Below are 17,655 nucleotides of genomic sequence, written 5' to 3'. Positions count from 1 at the left end.
GCATCCTCCCGGAGGGGATGCGGTGACGGTGCCGCATTATGCGTCCATCGCCTTGCGCACGCCGCGCAGGAAATCAATGGTCAGGGGAATGATTTTTTCGTGTGGCTGGTCTTCGAGCAGCTGGATGATCTTGCTGCCGATGATGACCGCGTCCGAAAACTGGGAAATGGTCTGGGCGGTCTGGGCATCGCGGATGCCAAAGCCGACGCCGACTGGGATGTGCACGTGCTGGCGGATGACGGACAGCATCTGCTGCACGCTGTCGGTGTCCAGCGCGCCGGAACCGGTCACGCCCTTGAGCGACACGTAATACACATAGCCGCTGGCAATGCGTGCCACCTGCTGCATGCGTTCCACGGTGCTGGTGGGGGCCAGCAGGAAGATCTGGTCCATGCCGCGTGCCTGCAGCTTGGCGGCAAATTCCTCGGATTCCTCGGGCGGATAGTCCACCACCAGCACGCCGTCCACGCCGGCGGCTGCCGCATCGTTGACGAAGGCGTCCTGGCCGTGGATCTGGTCGTAGCGTTCCACGGGGTTGGCATAGCCCATCAGCACCACCGGGGTGGTGCTGTCTTTCTGGCGGAATTCGGCCACATAGGCCAGCACCTGGGCCAGGCCCACACCATTGGCAATGGCGCGGTCACCGGCCTTCTGGATCACCGGGCCATCGGCCATGGGGTCCGAAAACGGCACCCCCAGCTCGATGATGTCGGCACCAGCGTCCACCATGCCGTGCATCAGCGACGGGGTGATGGCCGCAAAGGGGTAGCCGGCGGTGATGAAGGGGATCAGCGCCTGGCGGCCTTCGGATTTCAGTTTTTCGAATGTGGTGGCGGTGCGGCTCATGCTGCAGGCCCTCCCTTGACAGTGTGGCCGCGCATGCTGGGGCGGTCGTAGTAGTCGCCGCCGGTCAGGTCGGCCACGGTGCCGATGTCCTTGTCACCCCGGCCGGACAGGCTGACCAGAATGGACTGGTCGGCGCGCATGGTCTTGGCCAGCTTCATGGCATAGGCCACGGCGTGGCTGGACTCCAGCGCGGGGATGATGCCTTCGGTGCGGCACAGGTAGTGGAAAGCTTCCAGTGCTTCCTGGTCGGTGATGCCCACGTACTGGGCACGGCCCAGCTCCTGCAGCCAGGCGTGTTCGGGGCCGACGCCGGGGTAGTCCAGGCCGGCGCTGATGCTGTGCGTCTCGGTGATCTGGCCGTTTTCGTTCTGCAGGATGAAGGTGCGGTTGCCGTGCAGCACGCCGGAGCTGCCTTTTTGCAGCGAGGCGGAGTGCTTGCCGCTCTCCAGGCCTTCACCGGCCGCTTCGACCCCGATCAGCTTGGTGTGCTCGAAGGGGATGTAGGGGTAGAAGATGCCCATGGCATTGGAGCCGCCGCCCACACAGGCGACCACGGCGTCCGGTTGCTCGGCAGCAATGTGCTGCTGCTTCAGCAGCTCGGGCATCTGCGTGAGGCATTCGGTGCCGATCACGCTCTGGAAGTCGCGCACCATGGCCGGGTAGGGGGCGGGGCCGGCCACCGTGCCGATGATGTAGAAGGTGTTGTCCACATTGGCCACCCAGTCGCGCATGGCTTCGTTCAGCGCGTCCTTCAGCGTCTTGGAGCCGGATTCCACCGGCACCACGGTGGCGCCCAGCAGCTTCATGCGGTAGACATTGGGGCTTTGGCGCTTCACGTCCTCGGCACCCATGTAGACCACGCATTCCAGGCCATAGCGGGCGCAGATGGTGGCCGTGGCCACGCCGTGCTGGCCGGCACCGGTTTCGGCAATGATGCGCGGCTTGCCCATGCGCTTGGCGAGCATGGCCTGGCCGATCACATTGTTGATCTTGTGGGCGCCGGTGTGGTTCAGGTCTTCGCGCTTCAGATAGATCTGGGCGCCGCCCATTTCCTGCGACATGCGGGCTGCATGGTAGACCGGGGAGGGACGGCCGACGAAGTGGGCCAGCTCGTAGCGGAACTCGGCCAGGAAGTCCGGGTCGTTCTGGTACCTGGCGTAGGCCTGGCTCAGCTCGTCGAGGGCATGGGTCAGCGTCTCGCTGGCAAAGCTGCCGCCGTAGGGGCCGAAATGGCCGCGTGCATCGGGGTAGGAGTATTCAAACATCGGTGAAAGAGGCAAGTTGGGCGTCGGCGGCGCGCACGGCCGCAACGAAGCGTTGGATTTTTCCGGCGTCCTTGATGCCCTTCAGGGGCTTTCCATCAGGCCCTGTGGCCTCGACGCCGGAACTGACATCAACCGCCAGCGAGAGACCCCGCGGGCGTACTTGCAAGATGCCATCGGTCACGTTTGCAGGCGTGAGTCCACCAGACAAAACGAGGTGAGAGGCGACGTTTGGTGGAAGCAGTGACCAATTGAATGTTTGCCCGCCGCCGCCGTAGCCCTCCACGTGGGCGTCCAGCAAAATGGCCTGGGCCTGGGAATATCGTTGGGCATATTCTACGAGGTCGAGCCCCAGAGTGTCCCCGGTGAGGGGAATGCGCGCTGCACGCAGAAAGGGGCGGCGCCCGGCATCGGTGGCGGCCAGGCAATCCGCCGGCGATTCATCCCCATGAAACTGCACGGTGGCGCCCGGTATGTGGTTGCATGCAGCTATCACATTGGGAACGGTCTCGTTGACGAACAGCAGCACTGGCGTGACAAAGGGCGGCAGGCGCCGGGCCAGCTCGGCCGCGCGCGCCACCGTCACCGCCCGGGGGCTGGGGGCGTAGAGCACAAAGCCGATGGCGTCCGCACCGGCTTGCACGGCGGCGTCCACATCGGCTTCACGGGTCAGGCCGCAGATCTTGATGCGGGTACGGGGGGTAGATACAGACATGGCAAATCCCAGGCGTAGCAGCCGTCAAAAGCGCGCGGCCGCTCAGGGCAGCCAGGCAAACGGGGGCGTGTCGGTCGGCAGGCCCCAGCGTGCATCGTAGATGGGACCGAGAAAATACAGTCCGTCGGGCGAAAACGTGGGTGCTGCCACCTCGCGCGAGCGGGCGTCCAGCACCTGCTGCATCCACTCCACCGGCTTGGTGCCCTGGCCCACATACAGCAGGCAGCCCATGATGTTGCGGATCATGTGGTGCAAAAAGGCATTGCCTTCGAATTCGAAGTGCCAGTAACCGCATGCCATCTCTCCATCGCGCATGGGCGCCCGGCCGGCCGGACGGTAGCGGATGTCGATGCGGTGCAGGGTCTTGACCGGGGTCTTGGCCTGGCAGCCGGCTGCACGAAAGGACGAAAAATCATGCTCGCCCAGCAGTAGCGCGGCCGCTGCCTGCATGCGTTCGGCGTCCAGCGGCTGAAAGATCCAGCCCACCCGGCCGTGGTCTACGCTGGGGCGCACGGGCGACTGCAGCAGCACATAGGCATAGCGGCGCGCCGTGGCGCAGGCGCGGGAATGGAAGCCATCCAGGCCCTCCGGGACCTCGGCAGCCCATTGCACGGCGATGTCCTTGGGCAGAAAGGTGTTGGTCCCGCGCACCCAGGAGTTGGGCGCACGCTGCAGCGCGGTGTCGAAATGCACCACCTGCATCAGCCCGTGCACACCGGCATCGGTGCGGCCCGCGCAGATGGTGGACACCTTCTGAGCAGTGAAGCGGCCCAGGGCCGCTTCGAGGTGGTCCTGCACGGTGTTGCCGGACGGTTGGCTTTGCCAGCCGTTGTAGGCCTGGCCGTTGTAGGAGACCCCGAGGGCTATGCGCATGGCAGGCCCTCAGACCCGGCGCCATGCGCCGGGGAAAAACACAGAAACAGCATCAATCGATTTCGGCAAGCAGGTTTTGGGCACGTTCCTTGAGGTCACCGGACGCTTCGGCAATCACTTCCTCGACCAGGGTGCGTGCGCCTTCGCTGTCGCCGATGGCGTGGAATTCGCGGGCCAGGTCCAGCTTGGTGGACAAGGGGTCATCGGCCACGGCAGGGGCGGCGGCCGTGTCCGGGGCCGGGGCGTCGCCCAGGTCCAGGTCCAGATCACCCAGGTTCAGCCCCAGGTCGATGTCGGCGGCAGACACTGCGGCCGGGGTGGGCACGCTGGCGGGTTCATCGTCCAGCGTGAAGTTCAGCGTCTCCAGCTCCGGTGGTTTCTGGGGCTCGGGTGTGGCGGCAGCGAGCGGCTCCACCACCTGCGCAGGGGCGGCCGGCTCTTCCGGCGTGTCCCAGTCGGGTTCCAGCGCCGCCAGGTCCGGCTCGGTCAGCTCGGGCTCGGCCACAGGCGCTGCGGCATCGGCCACTTCGGCGCTGGAGGTTGCACCAGGCAGGTCCAGGTTCAGATCCAGGTCGGGCGGCAGGTGCTGGCCCAGTGCCGAGCCAGCGGCTTGCGCCGCGGCCGCGGAGACTGACGCCGCAGGCACGGCATGGCTCTTGGCCAGCGCGTCGGCAAAGGCGCTGGTGCTGGGGGCGGTGGGTGCGGGGGCCTCGTGGTACAGGGGATTGCCGGCGTCCACGGATTGGCCCAGTTCCACGATGCGGTCCCAGCTGGGGCCGACGCCATGGGTGAGTGCTTGTACGGACAGGGCCGTGGCTTCCAGTGCCTTGGCATCCTGGCGCTTGGCATGGATTTCGGCCAGCTTCATGTGCACGCCCAGGTGTTCCGGCTGGGTGCGCAGCGCCTCCAGCAGGATTTCCTCGGCCTGCACATCACGGCCATAGGCCAGGTAGACCTCGGCTTCGGCCACCGGGTCGACCGTGTCGTCGCTGTCCAGCTGGCTGGGCACCTCGTCCAGGGCCGTGCTGTCGGCTGCGGCGTCCTGGTGGGTGTCGACCTGCTGGCCGCCGCTGTCTGCAAAGAAGGCATCGGGCGGCACGGGGCTGTCCGAAGCCGTGTCGGCTTCGGCATCCTGGGGGGCGCGGCGGCGCTGTGCGATGCGCCAGCCCAGCAGGCCCAGCAGCAAGGCCAGTACGCCACCTGCCGCGGGCAGGACCAGCGGGTTGCCGTCGGTCAGCTCGTCCAGCACACCGGGGGCAGGAGCGGGCGCTGGCGCAGGAGCGGCAGCAGCGCTGGGCTGGGGCGTTGCCGCAGCGGCAGCCGCTTCTGTAGCAGCGGGCGCCGTGCTGTCGGCTGCCGTACCTTCGGGGGTTGCCGCCGAGGCATCGGCGGACGGGGCCTCGGCCGCAGCGGGTGCCGCGGGTGGGGGCGTGGTGGCGCTAGCGTCGGCTGTCGCAGCGGGGGCCACCGGGGCTTCCACGGGCAGCGTCACGCCGGGTGTGGCTGCGGCCGCAGGGGCGGCTGCGGCGCCGGCGGTACCAGCGGGGGCTGTCGGCGCGGAGGCCGAAGCCACTTTCTGCAGCTCGGACAGATTGCGTTGCAGCTCGCCCACGCGATCGGCCTGGGCGCTGGCCTGCTTGTCCTTGGCCAGCTTTTCCTCGGCCGCGTGCTGGTTCAGCGCGCCCTTGCTCAGCGTCAGCTTGTCGGCAGCAGCAGCGGCGGCGCTGTTGTCCTGCACCTGGGCCTGCACCTGGCCGGAAGAGGCGCGCTCGGCGGCGGCCACCTTGGCTTCCTGGGCCTTGCCGGCGAGGCGGCGGCGGAATTCGTTGAAGTCACGGCTCTGGGCCGCCACGATCTGGCGGGCTTCCTGGGCCGTGGTGGCGCTCGCCTGGTCCTTGCTGGGCATCTGCACCACGCTGCCGGCACGCAGGCGGTTGACGTTGCCGTTGACGAAGGCATTCGGGTTGGCGCGCAGCATGGCCACCAGCATCTGGTCCAGCGAGACGCCGGCGGGGCGTTGGGCATTGGCCAGTTGCCCGGCGGTGTCACCGGCCCGCACGGTCACGCTGCCGCTGCTGGCAGCAGCCCTGGAGGGTGTGGATGCGGGTGCAGGCGCTGCGGCCAGGGGGGCGGCACCATCGCTGCTGACGGTCCGCCCGGTGACGGACGCCGGGGCGGGGGCAGGGCGGCTGGCGCTGATCTGCGGGGCGTTGGTGGGCGCCGGCGTGGGCGCTGCTGCCTGCGGGGTGGGGGCGGGATCCAGCAGCAAGGTGTAGCTGCGCACCAGATGGCCGGCGGCCCAGTTGGCGTCGATCACCAGATCCATGAAGGGATCGCTCACCGGGCTGCGGCTGCTAAGCTTGAGCTTGGCCGTGCCGTCGGGCTGGCGCACCACTTCCACCTGCACCTGGCGGGCGGAATTGGAGTATTCCATGCCATGGGCCTTGAACACATCCGGATTGGCGATGCGGGCCTGCAAGGCATCCAGCTCGGCGGCCGTGGCCTGGGGCACGTCAATTTCGGCGCGCAGCGGTTCGCCGAGTGCGGACTGCACCGCGATGCGACCCAGGGTCAGGGCCGAAGCGTCGGTGGGGGTCAGTGCGGCAGAGGCGAAGGCCGCAGCGGCAAGGGCTGAGAGTTTCCAACGATGCATTGTGCGTGTGGTGTGGTTATGCCGCCGGGCGGCAGTCGTTGATCGCAAAGGGCTCCCGTGGATCCATCCAGTTGGGGCCCACCTGGGCAGCAACGTTGCCGGCAGCGGACCGCAAGGGCCAGGCCCAGATTATGACCAAGGCACGGCATCGCCTCACATCGGTGGGTCTTGTCGGCCTCTCCGGTGGGGACGCATCCAAGGCATGGGCACCGGGGGACATGACACAGACGCTTTGCCATGGCCAGCCGATACAGTGTGCGGCAGCGCCGCGCGCGGTGCATGCAGGCGCCACGGACCGTTGTTTCCATGACACATACCGCCAGGCCTTCCGTCGGTGGGCCCGGTGCGGCAGGTGCTATGCAAAATGGAGCGGCAACAAAAAAGGGGCCTCAGGCCCCTTTTGTGTCCGTGTCCGGCGGGCCTCAGGCCGCCAGCAGGATGCGCAGCATGCGGCGCAGCGGTTCGGCAGCGCCCCACAGCAGCTGGTCGCCGATCACGAAGGCCGACAGGTACTCCGGACCCATGTTCAGCTTGCGCACGCGGCCCACGGCCACTTCCAGGCCGCCGGTGGTGGCGGCGGGGGTCAGTTCCTTGACGGTCAGTGCGCGCTCGTTGGCGACGAATTTCACCCAGGGGTTGCCGGCCTTGATAAGGGCTTCGATCTCCTCCAGGGGCAGGTCCTTCTTCAGCTTCAGGGTCAGCGCCAGGCTGTGGCAGCGCATGGCGCCGATGCGCACGCACAGGCCGTCGACCGGGATGGTGGCGTCGGTGCCGAGGATCTTGTTGACTTCGGCCTGGCCCTTCCACTCTTCCTTGGACTGGCCGTTGGGCAGCTGGGCATCGATCCAGGGGATCAGGCCGCCAGCCAGCGGGGCGCCGAAGAATTCGGTGGGCACGTCTTCGCGGATGGTCGCAGCCACCTTGCGGTCGATGTCCAGAATGGCGGAAGCCGGGGTGGCCAGCTCATCGGCCACGGCAGCGTGCACCACGCCCATGCCCTTGAGCAGTTCGCGCATGTGGTTGGCGCCGCCGCCCGAGGCAGCTTGGTAGGTCATGGACGACACCCATTCCACCAGACCGGCCTTGAACAGACCGCCCAGGCCCATCAGCAGAATGGAGTTGGTGCAGTTGCCGCCGATCCAGTTCTTGCCGCCGGCCGCCAGCTTGCTCTTGATCAGGTCGTCGTTGACGGGGTCCAGCACGATGACGGCGTTGTCTTCCATGCGCAGCGAGGAGGCGGCATCGATCCAGTGGCCGTTCCAGCCGGCAGCGCGGATCTGGGGGAAGACTTCCTTGGTGTAGTCACCGCCCTGGCAGGTGATGATGATGTCGCACTTGGACAGCTCGGCGATGTCGTTGGCATCCTTGAGCTGGGTGTGCACCGTGGCCATCGCGGGGGCCTTGCCGCCGGCATTGGAGGTGGAGAAGAACACTGGCTCGATCAGCGCGAAGTCGCCTTCGGCCTGCATGCGGTCCATCAGCACGGAGCCGACCATGCCGCGCCAGCCGACCAGACCTACCAATTGCTTGCTCATTTGAAATTGCCCTTTCAGTGGTGAAAACAGTGTGTGCAGACTGTCGTCGCCCGGCTCGTCGGGGCCGGATGAAGGGCGCAAGACGAACCGGGCTGGGTCAGCCTGTAATCGTCTTAATGGTGGTGGAGATGTGTGCGCGCGCAGCCACGCCAGCCAGGGCGGCAGAGGCGATGTTCAGCGAGACGGTAAAGCGGTGGGCGCACATAAGAGTTGCCATTCTAGCCAAGGCACGGCCTTTGGCGACGGCGAAAGTGGAGAATGGATTCGTCGAAATGACGAAAACAGCTACTTATTTTTGACGAATTGCAGTTGGTGTGCACTGCCTGCAGTGGCGCCGCCAGCGAAAAGGCCTTTCCATCCATCCGCATAGTCGGGGTGGAAAGAAAGGCCTGGAGGCCTGCAGCGCTGGCTGCAGGCGCATGGGCTGCTATCAGGCTTGCAGTGCGGCGACCACAGCGTCACCCATTTCGCGGGTGGAGACCTTGGTGGTGCCTTCGCTGTAGATGTCGGGCGTGCGCAGACCGTCGGCCAGCACCTTCTGCACGGCGGCTTCGATCTTCTGGGCCGCATCTTCCAGGCCCAGGCTGAAGCGCAGCAGCATGGCGGCGCTCAGGATGGTGGCCAGTGGATTGGCAATGCCCTTGCCGGCGATGTCGGGGGCCGAGCCGTGGCTGGGCTCGTACAGGCCCTGCTTCTTGTCGTTCAGGCTGGCGGAGGGCAGCATGCCGATGGAGCCGGTCAGCATCGAGGCTTCGTCGGACAGGATGTCGCCGAACATATTGCCGGTCACCACCACGTCAAAGCGCTTGGGTTCCTTGACCAGCTGCATCGCGGCGTTGTCCACGTACATATGGTCCAGCGCCACATCGGGGTACTGCTGGCCCACTTCGGTGACCACATCCTTCCAGAACTGGAAGGTTTCCAGCACATTGGCCTTGTCCACGCTGGTGACCTTCTTGCCGCGCTTGCGAGCGGCCTGGAACGCCACATGGGCGATGCGCTCGATCTCGGGCTTGGAGTAGCGCATGGTGTCGAACGCTTCCTCGGCACCGGGGAAGTGGCCGTCGGTGGCCACGCGGCGGCCACGGGGTTGGCCGAAGTAGATGTCGCCGGTCAGCTCGCGGATGATCAGAATGTCCAGGCCTGCCACCAGCTCGGGTTTCAGGCTCGAGGCGTGGGTCAGTTCCTTGTAGCAGATGGCCGGGCGGAAGTTGGCAAACAGGCCCATGTGCTTGCGCAGGCCCAGAATGGCTTGCTCGGGGCGCAGGTGGCGCTCCAGCGTGTCGTACTTCCAGTCGCCCACGGCGCCGAACAGCACGGCGTCGGATTCCATGGCCAGCTTCAGCGTGGCTTCGGGCAGGGGGTGGCCGTGGGCCGCATAGGCCGCGCCACCGACGGGGGCGGATTGCAGTTCCAGATCCAGGTCCAGAGCGTTCAGCACCTTGACGGCTTCGGCAACGATTTCGGGGCCAATGCCGTCACCCGGCAGTACGGCGATCTTATGGGTCATATCTCTTCCTGATGGTGTGGCTGCGCACGCCGGGGCTCCCTGCATGCGCGCCTGTTTTTTAATTGTGGTCGACGGAAAGGGGCTCAGCCCTGCACCAGACGGTGGGACAGCCAGGGCTTTTGCGCCAGGCGCTCGGCTTCGAAGGCCTTGATCTTGTCGGCGTGGCGCAGGGTCAGACCGATGTCGTCAAAGCCATTGAGCAGGCAGTACCTGCGGAAGGCGATCACGTCGAACGGGATTTCCTCGCCCTGGGGGCGCACGATGACCTGGCGCTCCAGATCGATGGTCAGCTCGTAGCCGGGGAAGGCCGCCACTTCGTTGAACAGCAGATCGATGGTGGCTGCCGGCAGCACGATGGGCAGCAGACCGTTCTTGAAGCAGTTGTTGAAGAAGATGTCGGCAAAGCTGGGAGCCAGGATGGCGCGGAAGCCGTACTGGTCCAGCGCCCAGGGGGCGTGCTCGCGGCTGGAGCCGCAGCCGAAGTTGGCGCGTGCCAGCAACACGCTGGAGCCCTTGTAGCGCGGCTGGTTCAGCACGAAGTCGGGGTTGGGCTTGCGGGCCGATTCGGGGACGCCGGGCTGGCCGGGCTGGTCCAGGTAGCGCCATTCGTCAAAGGCGTTCACGCCAAAGCCGGTCTTCTTGATCGACTTGAGGAACTGCTTGGGGATGATGGCGTCGGTGTCGACGTTCTCGCGGTCCATGGGGGCCACCAGGCCCTTGTGCACGGTGAATTTTTGCATGGCGGTATCGGTGTGTCGGGGGTCAGCGCGCCGCGCGCTCGATGGCGTTGCCGGCTTTCTGCACGTCCTGGCCAATGCCCTGGACGGTGTTGCAGGCGCCCAGGGTGAAGGCCAGGCCAATCAGGAGGATCGAGATAGAAGGCTTCATGGTGTGGCTCGCGGGGTCGGTGGTATCAGGCGAACTTGCGGATGTCGACGAAGTGGCCGTGGATGGCGGCTGCCGCCGCCATGGCCGGGCTGACCAGGTGGGTGCGGCCCCCGGCGCCCTGGCGGCCTTCGAAGTTGCGGTTGGACGTCGAAGCGCAGCGCTCGCCGGGCTCCAGGCGGTCGGCATTCATCGCCAGGCACATCGAGCAGCCGGGTTCGCGCCATTCAAAGCCGGCGGCCTTGAAGATCTGGTCCAGGCCTTCGCGTTCGGCCTGTTCCTTGACCAGGCCCGAGCCGGGCACCACCATGGCCAGCTTGATGTTCTTGGCCACTTTCTGGCCCAGCTTCTTCACCACGGCTGCCGCTTCGCGCATGTCTTCGATGCGGCTGTTGGTGCAGGAGCCGATGAACACCTTGTCGACAAAGATGTCGTTCAGCGGCTTGCCGGGTTCCAGGTTCATATAGGTCAGCGCGCGTTCGATGGCGCCACGCTTGTTGCTGTCCTTTTCCTTGTCGGGATCGGGCACGCGGGCGTCAATGCCCAGCACCATCTCGGGCGAGGTGCCCCAGGTCACCTGCGGCACGATGTCGGGGCCATGCAGTTCCACCACGCGGTCGAACTTGGCGTCGGCGTCGGAATGCAGCGTCTTCCAGTAGGTCACGGCGGCATCCCATTCGGCGCCGGTGGGCGCCAGCGGACGGCCTTTCACGTAGGCAATGGTCTTGTCGTCCACCGCCACCAGACCGGCGCGGGCGCCGCCTTCGATGGCCATGTTGCAGACGGTCATGCGGCCTTCCACGCTCAGGTCGCGGATGGCTTCGCCGGCAAACTCAATGGTGTAGCCCGTGCCGCCGGCGGTGCCGATCTTGCCGATGATGGCCAGCACGATGTCCTTGGCGGTGATGCCGGGAGCGACCTTGCCGTTGACCTGCACCAGCATGTTCTTGGCCTTCTTGGCCAGCAGGGTCTGGGTGGCCATCACGTGTTCGACCTCGGAGGTGCCGATGCCGTGGGCCAGCGCGCCGAATGCGCCGTGGGTGGAGGTGTGGCTGTCGCCGCAGACCACGGTCATGCCGGGCAGGGTGGCGCCTTGCTCGGGGCCCATCACGTGGACGATGCCCTGGCCCTTGTCCATGAAGGGGAAGAAGGCCGCAGCGCCGAATTCGGCGATGTTGCTGTTCAGGGTGACGATCTGCTCTTTGCTGATCGGGTCTTCAATGCCGTCGTAGCCGCGTTCCCAGCCGGTGGTCGGGGTGTTGTGGTCGGCCGTGGCCACCACCGAGCTGGTGCGCCACAGCGGACGACCGGCCACGCGCAGACCTTCGAAGGCCTGGGGGCTGGTCACTTCGTGCACCAGGTGGCGGTCGATGTAGAGGATGGAGGTGCCGTCTTCTTCGGTATGAATGACGTGCTCGTCAAAAATCTTGTCGTAGAGGGTGCGTCCCATGGTGTTCTCGTGGTCGTTGGGTTTTTTGAAATCGGTGGATTCTAGGGAGTTGCCTGCAAGGCCTGTGGCACTTGCGGGGCGGACCGGCTCAGGTGTTCCACCAGCAGGCGCGCCGTCACCGGCAAGGTGTCGAAGTCGCGGGCGACCAGGCTGAGCATGCGCTGCGCCCAGGCATCGGTCAGCGGCACGGCGCGCAACTGGCCCACACCGTGCATCAGCTCGAAGGCGCGGTCCGGAATCAGGCCCACGCCCAGGCCGTTGTCGATCATGCGGCACATGGCGTCCAGGCTGGTCACCTGGATGCGCTGGTGCAGCGGCTGGCCCGCGCGGGCAGCGGCGCCGCGCATGGCCAGGCTGATGGAGCTGCCTCCGTGCAGACCCACCACGTCCCAGTCCAGCACCTCGTCAAAGGCCACGTTTTCACGTTCGGCCAGCGGGTGGTGGTCGGGGCAGACCAGCACCAGGCGGTCGTTGCGGTAAGGACGGCTTTGCAATCCGTTGTCGCTGCCGGAAGCCAACGAGCAGATGCCGATGTCGGCCGTGCCTTCGGCCACGGCGCTGATCACGTCGGGGCTCAGGTGCTCCTGCAGATCGATCTTGATCTGGCTGTGTTCCTTGGCAAAAGCGCCCAGGTCTTCCGGCAGGAACTGCACGATGGCCGAGATGTTGGCGTGCATGCGCACATGGCCGCGCACGCCTTCGGCGTATTCGCTGAGCTCGCCCTGCATGCGCTCCAGCCCGTACAGCACGTTGCGGGCATGGTGCAGCAGGCTTTCGCCGGCCGGGGTGAGGGTGACGCCACGGCTGTGGCGGTAGAGCAGGGCGGTGTCGACCGCGGCTTCCAGGTCGGACAGGCGTTTGCTGACGGCGGAGGCGGCAATGTATTCGCGTTCGGCCGCACGGCCGATGCTGCCCAGTTCGCAGACTGCGACAAACAGCTGCAGCGATGTCAGGTCGATGCGTCGCGCAAAACTGCGCTCGGAATTTCTCATGGTGGGGGAGAGTCGTTTTATCTTCTCGTTTGGAGAAGTGTTGGGGATTTTCCATGGTAAATCACCGCTTAGTCATCGTCAAATGCGATGTCTTGTGTGGCCGGCGGTGCAGGCCGCCTTCGCGGTTGGCGCGGGCTGCGTGGCGTGGCGACCCGTAGCCGACGCCGCGCGAGCGTGGAGGGCCGCCGTCTGCGCTGCTTTTTCCAGTCAAATCAAGGCGGTAGGCACAGGGCGGCGGTACATGGGGGTGCGCGCAAGGCCAGGTCGCGCCGCCGTACCAGGACGAAAGTGCCCGTGGACGGCACCCACGGCGTGTCGAGGGCGGCGCCAAAGGGGTGTCGAAGAAACGGAGCATGTGGCGTGCTAACCACCCGGGAGGGGAGGCACTGCAGCCGGTGTCGCCGCAGGGGAATTGCTGCAGGGCATAAAAAAACGCAGCCTGAGGGCTGCGTTTTCTGTGGTGTGCGCGGTGCGCCGCCATCGCGTGATCACGCAATAGCGCAATGGCGCAATCAGCTGAAGAAGCTCTTGAGCTTGTCGGTCCAGCTGCTGCCGCTGGGCGAATGGCGCGAGCCGCCTTTCTTGAGCGAGTCTTCCAGCTCGCGCAGCAGCTTGCGCTGGTGCTCGGTCAGCTTGACGGGGGTTTCCACCACGATGTGGCAGTACAGATCGCCGGGGTAGCTGGAGCGCACGCCCTTGATGCCCTTGCCGCGCAGACGGAACTGCTTGCCGGCCTGGGTGCCTTCGGGGATGTCGATCGCAGCCTTGCCCTGCAGCGTGGGCACTTCGATCTCGCCACCCAGGGCGGCGGTGATGAAGCTCACCGGCACCTGGCAGTGCAGATCGTCACCGTCGCGCTCGAAGATGTCGTGCTTCTTGATGCGGATCTCGATGTACAGATCGCCCGCCGGCCCGCCATTGGTGCCGGGCTCGCCGTTGCCGACGCTGCGGATGCGCATGCCGTCGTCGATGCCGGCGGGAATCTTGACTTCCAGCGTCTTCTGCTTCTTGAGCTTGCCCTGGCCGTGGCAGCTGGTGCAGGGCTCGGGAATGATCTTGCCCGTGCCGCGGCAGTGCGGGCAGGTCTGCTGCACGCTGAAGAAGCCCTGGCGCATCTGCACCGAGCCCTGGCCACCGCAGGTGGTACAGGTCTTGGGCTGGGTGCCGGGCTTGGCGCCGCTGCCGTGGCAGGTGTCGCAGCTTTCCCAGCTGGGGATGCGGATCTGGGCATCCTTGCCCTTGGCCGCTTCTTCCAGCGTGATTTCCATGCCGTAGCTCAGGTCGTTGCCACGGTAGACCTGTCGTCCGCCGCGACCCTGGCCGCCACGGCTCTGGCCGAACATGTCGCCAAAGATGTCGCCAAACGCTTCGGCGAAACCGCCAAAGCCTTCCGCACCGCCGCCCATGCCGCGGTTGGGGTCCACGCCGGCGTGGCCGTACTGGTCGTAGGCCGCGCGCTTCTGGCCGTCGGAAAGCATCTCGTAGGCCTCTTTGACCTCCTTGAACTTTTCTTCGGCTTCCTTGGCCTGGTCCCCCTGGTTGCGGTCAGGGTGGAACTTCATGGCCAGCTTGCGGTAGGCCTTCTTGATTTCATCGTCCGAGGCGGTCTTGGCAACGCCCAGAACCTCGTAATAGTCGCGTTTGGACATGAGTGGTGGGGTCCTTCAGAACAGGAACGCCGCGCAAGCCCTGAAACCAGGGTCCGGCGCGGCGGCAGGCGGGCCGTGCGGCCGCTCTACTGCATCAAATTACTTTTTGACTTCCTTGACTTCGGCGTCAACGATGTCGTCGTCGCTGGCATTGGCGGAAGCCTGCTGTGCGCCGGCAGCCGATTCGGCACCGGTGGCGCCTGCGGCACCGGCCGCTGCGGCTTGGGCAGCCTGGGCGTCAGCGTACATCTTCTCGCCCAGCTTCTGGCTGGCGGTCATCAGGGCGTTGGTCTTGTCGTCGATCGCGGCCTTGTCGTCACCCTTGAGGGCTTCTTCCAGGTCCTTGATGGCGGCTTCGATCTTTTCCTTCTCGCCGGCGTCCAGTGCGTCACCGTGCTCGGTCAGGCTCTTCTTGACGCTGTGGATGGTGGCTTCACCCTGGTTGCGGGCCTGGATGATTTCCAGCTTCTTCTTGTCTTCGGCTGCGTTCAGTTCCGCATCCTTGACCATCTGCTGGATCTCATCTTCGGACAGACCGGAGTTGGCCTTGATGGTGATCTTGTTTTCCTTGCCGGACGCCTTGTCCTTGGCCGAGACGTTCAAGATGCCGTTGGCGTCGATGTCGAACGCCACTTCGATCTGGGGAACGCCACGGGCTGCGGGCGGAATGCCTTCCAGGTTGAATTCACCCAGCAGCTTGTTGCCCGAAGCCATCTCGCGCTCGCCTTGGTAGACCTTGATGGTCACGGCCGGCTGGTTGTCGTCGGCGGTGGAGAAGGTCTGGGCGAACTTGGTCGGGATGGTGGTGTTCTTGGTGATCATCTTGGTCATGACACCGCCCAGGGTTTCGATACCCAGGGACAGCGGGGTCACGTCCAGCAGCAGCACGTCGGAACGTTCGCCGCCCAGCACCTGGCCTTGCACGGCAGCGCCCACGGCCACGGCTTCGTCAGGGTTTACGTCCTTGCGGGGATCCTTGCCGAAGAATTCCTTGACCTTTTCCTGCACCTTGGGCATGCGGCTCATGCCGCCGACCAGGATGATGTCGTCGATGTCGGACACGGCAATGCCGGCATCCTTGATGGCGGTGCGGCAAGGAGCGATGGTGCGCTCGATCAGCTCTTCCACCAGGCTTTCCAGCTTGGCGCGGGTCAGCTTGATGTTCAGGTGCTTGGGACCCGAAGCGTCTGCGGTGATGTAGGGCAGGTTGATGTCGGTGGCGGCCGAGCTGGACAGCTCGATCTTGGCCTTTTCGGCAGCTTCCTTCAGGCGCTGCAGGGCCAGCACGTCCTTGGACAGGTCCACGCCCTGTTCCTTCTTGAACTCGCCGATGATGTAGTCGATGATGCGCTGGTCGAAGTCTTCGCCGCCCAGGAAGGTGTCGCCGTTGGTCGACAGCACTTCGAACTGCTTTTCGCCGTCCACGTCAGCGATTTCGATGATGGACACGTCGAACGTACCGCCACCCAGGTCATACACGGCGATCTTGCGGTCGCCCTTGCCGGTCTTGTCCAGGCCGAAGGCCAGGGCTGCGGCAGTGGGTTCGTTGATGATGCGCTTGACTTCCAGACCGGCGATGCGGCCGGCGTCCTTGGTGGCCTGGCGCTGTGCGTCGTTGAAGTAGGCCGGCACCGTGATCACGGCTTCGGTCACGGCTTCGCCCAGGTAGTCCTCGGCGGTCTTCTTCATCTTGCGCAGCACTTCTGCGGAGATCTGGGGCGGTGCCAGCTTCTGGTCGCGCACTTGCACCCAGGCGTCGCCGTTGTCGGCCTTGACGATTTCAAAAGGCATCAGGTTGATGTCCTTTTGCACTTCCTTCTCGTCGAACTTGCGGCCGATCAGGCGCTTGGCGGCGTAGATCGTGTTCTTGGGGTTGGTGACGGCCTGGCGCTTGGCCGAAGCACCGACCAGGATTTCGCCGTCTTCTTGGTAGGCGATGATGGACGGCGTGGTGCGGGCACCTTCGCTGTTTTCGATGACCTTGGTGGTGTTGCCTTCCATGATGGCAACGCAGCTGTTGGTCGTGCCCAGGTCAATACCGATGATTTTTCCCATTTTTGAGGCTCCGAATTGGTGAAATATTTGGTGGACTGGTTGGTAGCTAGGGATGTATTCCCGGTCTTCAAGCCAGTAGGGTCTTTTTTTGCTTACTTGGGGGCGGCCACGGTGACCAGGGCCGGGCGCAGCACGCGGTCGGCAATCAGGTAGCCTTTTTGCAGCACGCCCACAATGGTGTTGGCTTCCTGCTCGGCAGGCACCATGGAGATGGCCTGGTGCTGGTGCGGGTCGAACTTGGCGCCGGCTTCCGGATTGATGGTCACCACCTTGTTGCGCTCCAGCGCGTGGACCAGTTGGCGCAGCGTGGCGTCCGAGCCTTCGCGCAGTTGCTCGGGGGTGGCGTTCTGGATGGCCAGGGCCGCGTCCAGGCTGTCGATCACGGGCAGCAGGCTTTCGGCAAAGCTTTCGATGCCGAACTTGCGCGCCTTGGCGACTTCTTCTTCGGCGCGGCGGCGGGCGTTCTCGGCCTCGGCCTTGGCGCGCAGGAACTGGTCAGCCAGTTCTGCACTCTTGGCTTTCAGCTCGGCCAGCTCCGCCTGCAGACGGTCCATTTCGCCGGCGGCATGGGCGGCCAGCGCGGCCTCCATTTCCTCGGGGGAAGCGTCGGCCGGTAGGGTGTTGGTGTTCTGATCGGACATGGGTGCAGTGGTCAGTGAATGGTGAAGATACCTTCTACCGTGGGGTCGGTGTGCCGGATTTCAAGGGAAAGTTCCCCGGAAAACCAATGTCCCCATCGCGGCAGACGGTTTTTTGCCAGCCGCCACTGTACAGGGAAAACGCCTAAGTCTATAATTGCACGCTTTGCCTTGCCACACCGCTTCAGGACGCAGCGGGGGGCCTAACCCAAAAGGGAGTTTTCATGCGTCATTACGAAATCATTTTGTTGATCCACCCGGATCAAAGCGAACAAGTTCCAGCCATGCTGGAGCGCTACAAGGGCATGATTGCCGCCGGCGGCGGTAAGGTGCACCGTGAAGAAGACTGGGGCCGTCGTCAGCTGGCCTACATGATCAACAAGCTCGCCAAGGCCCACTACCTGTGCCTGAACATCGAAGCCGACCAGGCTGTGATGGCTGAGCTGGAGCATGCCTTCAAGTTCAACGACGCCGTGCTGCGTCACCTGACGGTTCAAAAGAAGAACGCCGATACGGCTCCTTCTTCGATGATGAAGACCGTCGAGCGTGAAGAAGCCCGCAAGGCCAGCCAAGCTGAACAAGCCTAAGCTGC

Annotated in this window: 15 protein-coding genes; 1 reads left to right on the top strand and 14 read right to left on the bottom strand. The window is 65.1% G+C overall.

All coding sequences use genetic code 11. The features are described 5' to 3' along the window. Positions 1–36 precede the first annotated feature (36 nt). The 14 genes from trpA to grpE form a co-directional block, all read right to left on the bottom strand. Positions 37–846, bottom strand: a complete 810-nt coding sequence (gene trpA, locus QM470_RS05135) for a tryptophan synthase subunit alpha (RefSeq protein WP_280014192.1) — start codon at positions 844–846, stop codon at positions 37–39. Then, a complete protein-coding gene (gene trpB, locus QM470_RS05130) occupies positions 843–2,111 on the bottom strand; it encodes a tryptophan synthase subunit beta (protein ID WP_283338436.1) in 1,269 nt (422 codons plus the stop codon). Before trpB ends, trpA begins: the two co-directional genes overlap by 4 nt. Then, the gene (locus QM470_RS05125; RefSeq protein ID WP_283338435.1) at positions 2,104–2,823 is read right to left on the bottom strand and encodes a phosphoribosylanthranilate isomerase; all 720 of its coding nucleotides are present in this window, start codon (positions 2,821–2,823) and stop codon (positions 2,104–2,106) included. The genes trpB and QM470_RS05125 overlap by 8 nt, the downstream gene beginning before the upstream one ends. 42 nt (positions 2,824–2,865) lie before the next feature. Beyond that, the gene (truA, locus tag QM470_RS05120) at positions 2,866–3,696 is read right to left on the bottom strand and encodes a tRNA pseudouridine(38-40) synthase TruA (RefSeq protein ID WP_283338434.1); all 831 of its coding nucleotides are present in this window, start codon (positions 3,694–3,696) and stop codon (positions 2,866–2,868) included. Between the two features lie 52 nt (positions 3,697–3,748). After that, positions 3,749–6,349 carry a FimV/HubP family polar landmark protein gene (locus QM470_RS05115; protein WP_283338433.1) on the bottom strand — a complete coding sequence of 867 codons (2,601 nt, stop codon included), beginning with the start codon at positions 6,347–6,349 and terminating at the stop codon, positions 3,749–3,751. 422 nt (positions 6,350–6,771) lie between these two features. Then, positions 6,772–7,884 (bottom strand): aspartate-semialdehyde dehydrogenase, encoded by a 1,113-nt coding sequence (gene asd / locus QM470_RS05110; protein WP_066537026.1) that lies wholly within the window; start codon positions 7,882–7,884, stop codon positions 6,772–6,774. Between the two features lie 430 nt (positions 7,885–8,314). After that, on the bottom strand, positions 8,315–9,394 hold the full coding sequence (leuB, locus tag QM470_RS05105; protein ID WP_066537024.1) for a 3-isopropylmalate dehydrogenase: 1,080 nt from the start codon (positions 9,392–9,394) through the stop codon (positions 8,315–8,317). Between the two features lie 83 nt (positions 9,395–9,477). Continuing rightward, positions 9,478–10,134 carry a 3-isopropylmalate dehydratase small subunit gene (gene leuD / locus QM470_RS05100; protein ID WP_066537023.1) on the bottom strand — a complete coding sequence of 219 codons (657 nt, stop codon included), beginning with the start codon at positions 10,132–10,134 and terminating at the stop codon, positions 9,478–9,480. Positions 10,135–10,156: 22 nt separating this feature from the next. Next, positions 10,157–10,282: an entericidin A/B family lipoprotein gene (locus tag QM470_RS05095; RefSeq protein ID WP_066537020.1), complete on the bottom strand. Its 126-nt coding sequence runs from the start codon at positions 10,280–10,282 to the stop codon at positions 10,157–10,159. A gap of 25 nt (positions 10,283–10,307) precedes the next feature. Further along, positions 10,308–11,729 carry a 3-isopropylmalate dehydratase large subunit gene (leuC, locus tag QM470_RS05090; RefSeq protein ID WP_280014140.1) on the bottom strand — a complete coding sequence of 474 codons (1,422 nt, stop codon included), beginning with the start codon at positions 11,727–11,729 and terminating at the stop codon, positions 10,308–10,310. 41 nt (positions 11,730–11,770) lie between these two features. After that, positions 11,771–12,721 (bottom strand): LysR family transcriptional regulator, encoded by a 951-nt coding sequence (locus QM470_RS05085; protein WP_066537015.1) that lies wholly within the window; start codon positions 12,719–12,721, stop codon positions 11,771–11,773. Between the two features lie 512 nt (positions 12,722–13,233). Beyond that, complete coding sequence (dnaJ, locus tag QM470_RS05080; RefSeq protein WP_066537006.1) at positions 13,234–14,370, bottom strand: molecular chaperone DnaJ; 1,137 nt, start codon at positions 14,368–14,370, stop codon at positions 13,234–13,236. A gap of 99 nt (positions 14,371–14,469) precedes the next feature. Further along, positions 14,470–16,425, bottom strand: a complete 1,956-nt coding sequence (dnaK, locus tag QM470_RS05075) for a molecular chaperone DnaK (protein WP_280014142.1) — start codon at positions 16,423–16,425, stop codon at positions 14,470–14,472. A gap of 92 nt (positions 16,426–16,517) precedes the next feature. Then, positions 16,518–17,066 carry a nucleotide exchange factor GrpE gene (gene grpE / locus QM470_RS05070; protein WP_218333606.1) on the bottom strand — a complete coding sequence of 183 codons (549 nt, stop codon included), beginning with the start codon at positions 17,064–17,066 and terminating at the stop codon, positions 16,518–16,520. A 221-nt stretch (positions 17,067–17,287) separates the two neighbouring features. Here grpE and rpsF point away from each other — a divergent pair, with 221 nt between their 5' ends. Beyond that, positions 17,288–17,650 carry a 30S ribosomal protein S6 gene (rpsF, locus tag QM470_RS05065; RefSeq protein ID WP_066537003.1) on the top strand — a complete coding sequence of 121 codons (363 nt, stop codon included), beginning with the start codon at positions 17,288–17,290 and terminating at the stop codon, positions 17,648–17,650. Positions 17,651–17,655 lie beyond the last annotated feature (5 nt).

It is taken from the genome of Comamonas sp. 17RB (assembly GCF_030056555.1).
Classification (GTDB): Bacteria; Pseudomonadota; Gammaproteobacteria; order Burkholderiales; family Burkholderiaceae_C; genus Comamonas; species Comamonas terrigena.
The sequence above is the reverse complement of the archived record's forward strand: the minus strand, read 5'-3'. Positions and strand labels throughout refer to the sequence as shown.

What these genes read in the sequence shown, in the direction of transcription:
- QM470_RS05125 (WP_283338435.1), bottom strand. Translation starts at nt 2,823, where the DNA reads ATGTCTGTATCTACCCCCCGTACCCGCATCAAGATCTGCGGCCTGACC.
- QM470_RS05095 (WP_066537020.1), bottom strand. Translation starts at nt 10,282, where the DNA reads ATGAAGCCTTCTATCTCGATCCTCCTGATTGGCCTGGCCTTCACCCTG.
- QM470_RS05085 (WP_066537015.1), bottom strand. Translation starts at nt 12,721, where the DNA reads ATGAGAAATTCCGAGCGCAGTTTTGCGCGACGCATCGACCTGACATCG.
- QM470_RS05115 (WP_283338433.1), bottom strand. Translation starts at nt 6,349, where the DNA reads ATGCATCGTTGGAAACTCTCAGCCCTTGCCGCTGCGGCCTTCGCCTCT.
- rpsF (WP_066537003.1), top strand. Translation starts at nt 17,288, where the DNA reads ATGCGTCATTACGAAATCATTTTGTTGATCCACCCGGATCAAAGCGAA.
- trpA (WP_280014192.1), bottom strand. Translation starts at nt 846, where the DNA reads ATGAGCCGCACCGCCACCACATTCGAAAAACTGAAATCCGAAGGCCGC.
- dnaJ (WP_066537006.1), bottom strand. Translation starts at nt 14,370, where the DNA reads ATGTCCAAACGCGACTATTACGAGGTTCTGGGCGTTGCCAAGACCGCC.
- leuD (WP_066537023.1), bottom strand. Translation starts at nt 10,134, where the DNA reads ATGCAAAAATTCACCGTGCACAAGGGCCTGGTGGCCCCCATGGACCGC.
- leuB (WP_066537024.1), bottom strand. Translation starts at nt 9,394, where the DNA reads ATGACCCATAAGATCGCCGTACTGCCGGGTGACGGCATTGGCCCCGAA.
- leuC (WP_280014140.1), bottom strand. Translation starts at nt 11,729, where the DNA reads ATGGGACGCACCCTCTACGACAAGATTTTTGACGAGCACGTCATTCAT.
- asd (WP_066537026.1), bottom strand. Translation starts at nt 7,884, where the DNA reads ATGAGCAAGCAATTGGTAGGTCTGGTCGGCTGGCGCGGCATGGTCGGC.
- trpB (WP_283338436.1), bottom strand. Translation starts at nt 2,111, where the DNA reads ATGTTTGAATACTCCTACCCCGATGCACGCGGCCATTTCGGCCCCTAC.
- truA (WP_283338434.1), bottom strand. Translation starts at nt 3,696, where the DNA reads ATGCGCATAGCCCTCGGGGTCTCCTACAACGGCCAGGCCTACAACGGC.
- grpE (WP_218333606.1), bottom strand. Translation starts at nt 17,066, where the DNA reads ATGTCCGATCAGAACACCAACACCCTACCGGCCGACGCTTCCCCCGAG.
- dnaK (WP_280014142.1), bottom strand. Translation starts at nt 16,425, where the DNA reads ATGGGAAAAATCATCGGTATTGACCTGGGCACGACCAACAGCTGCGTT.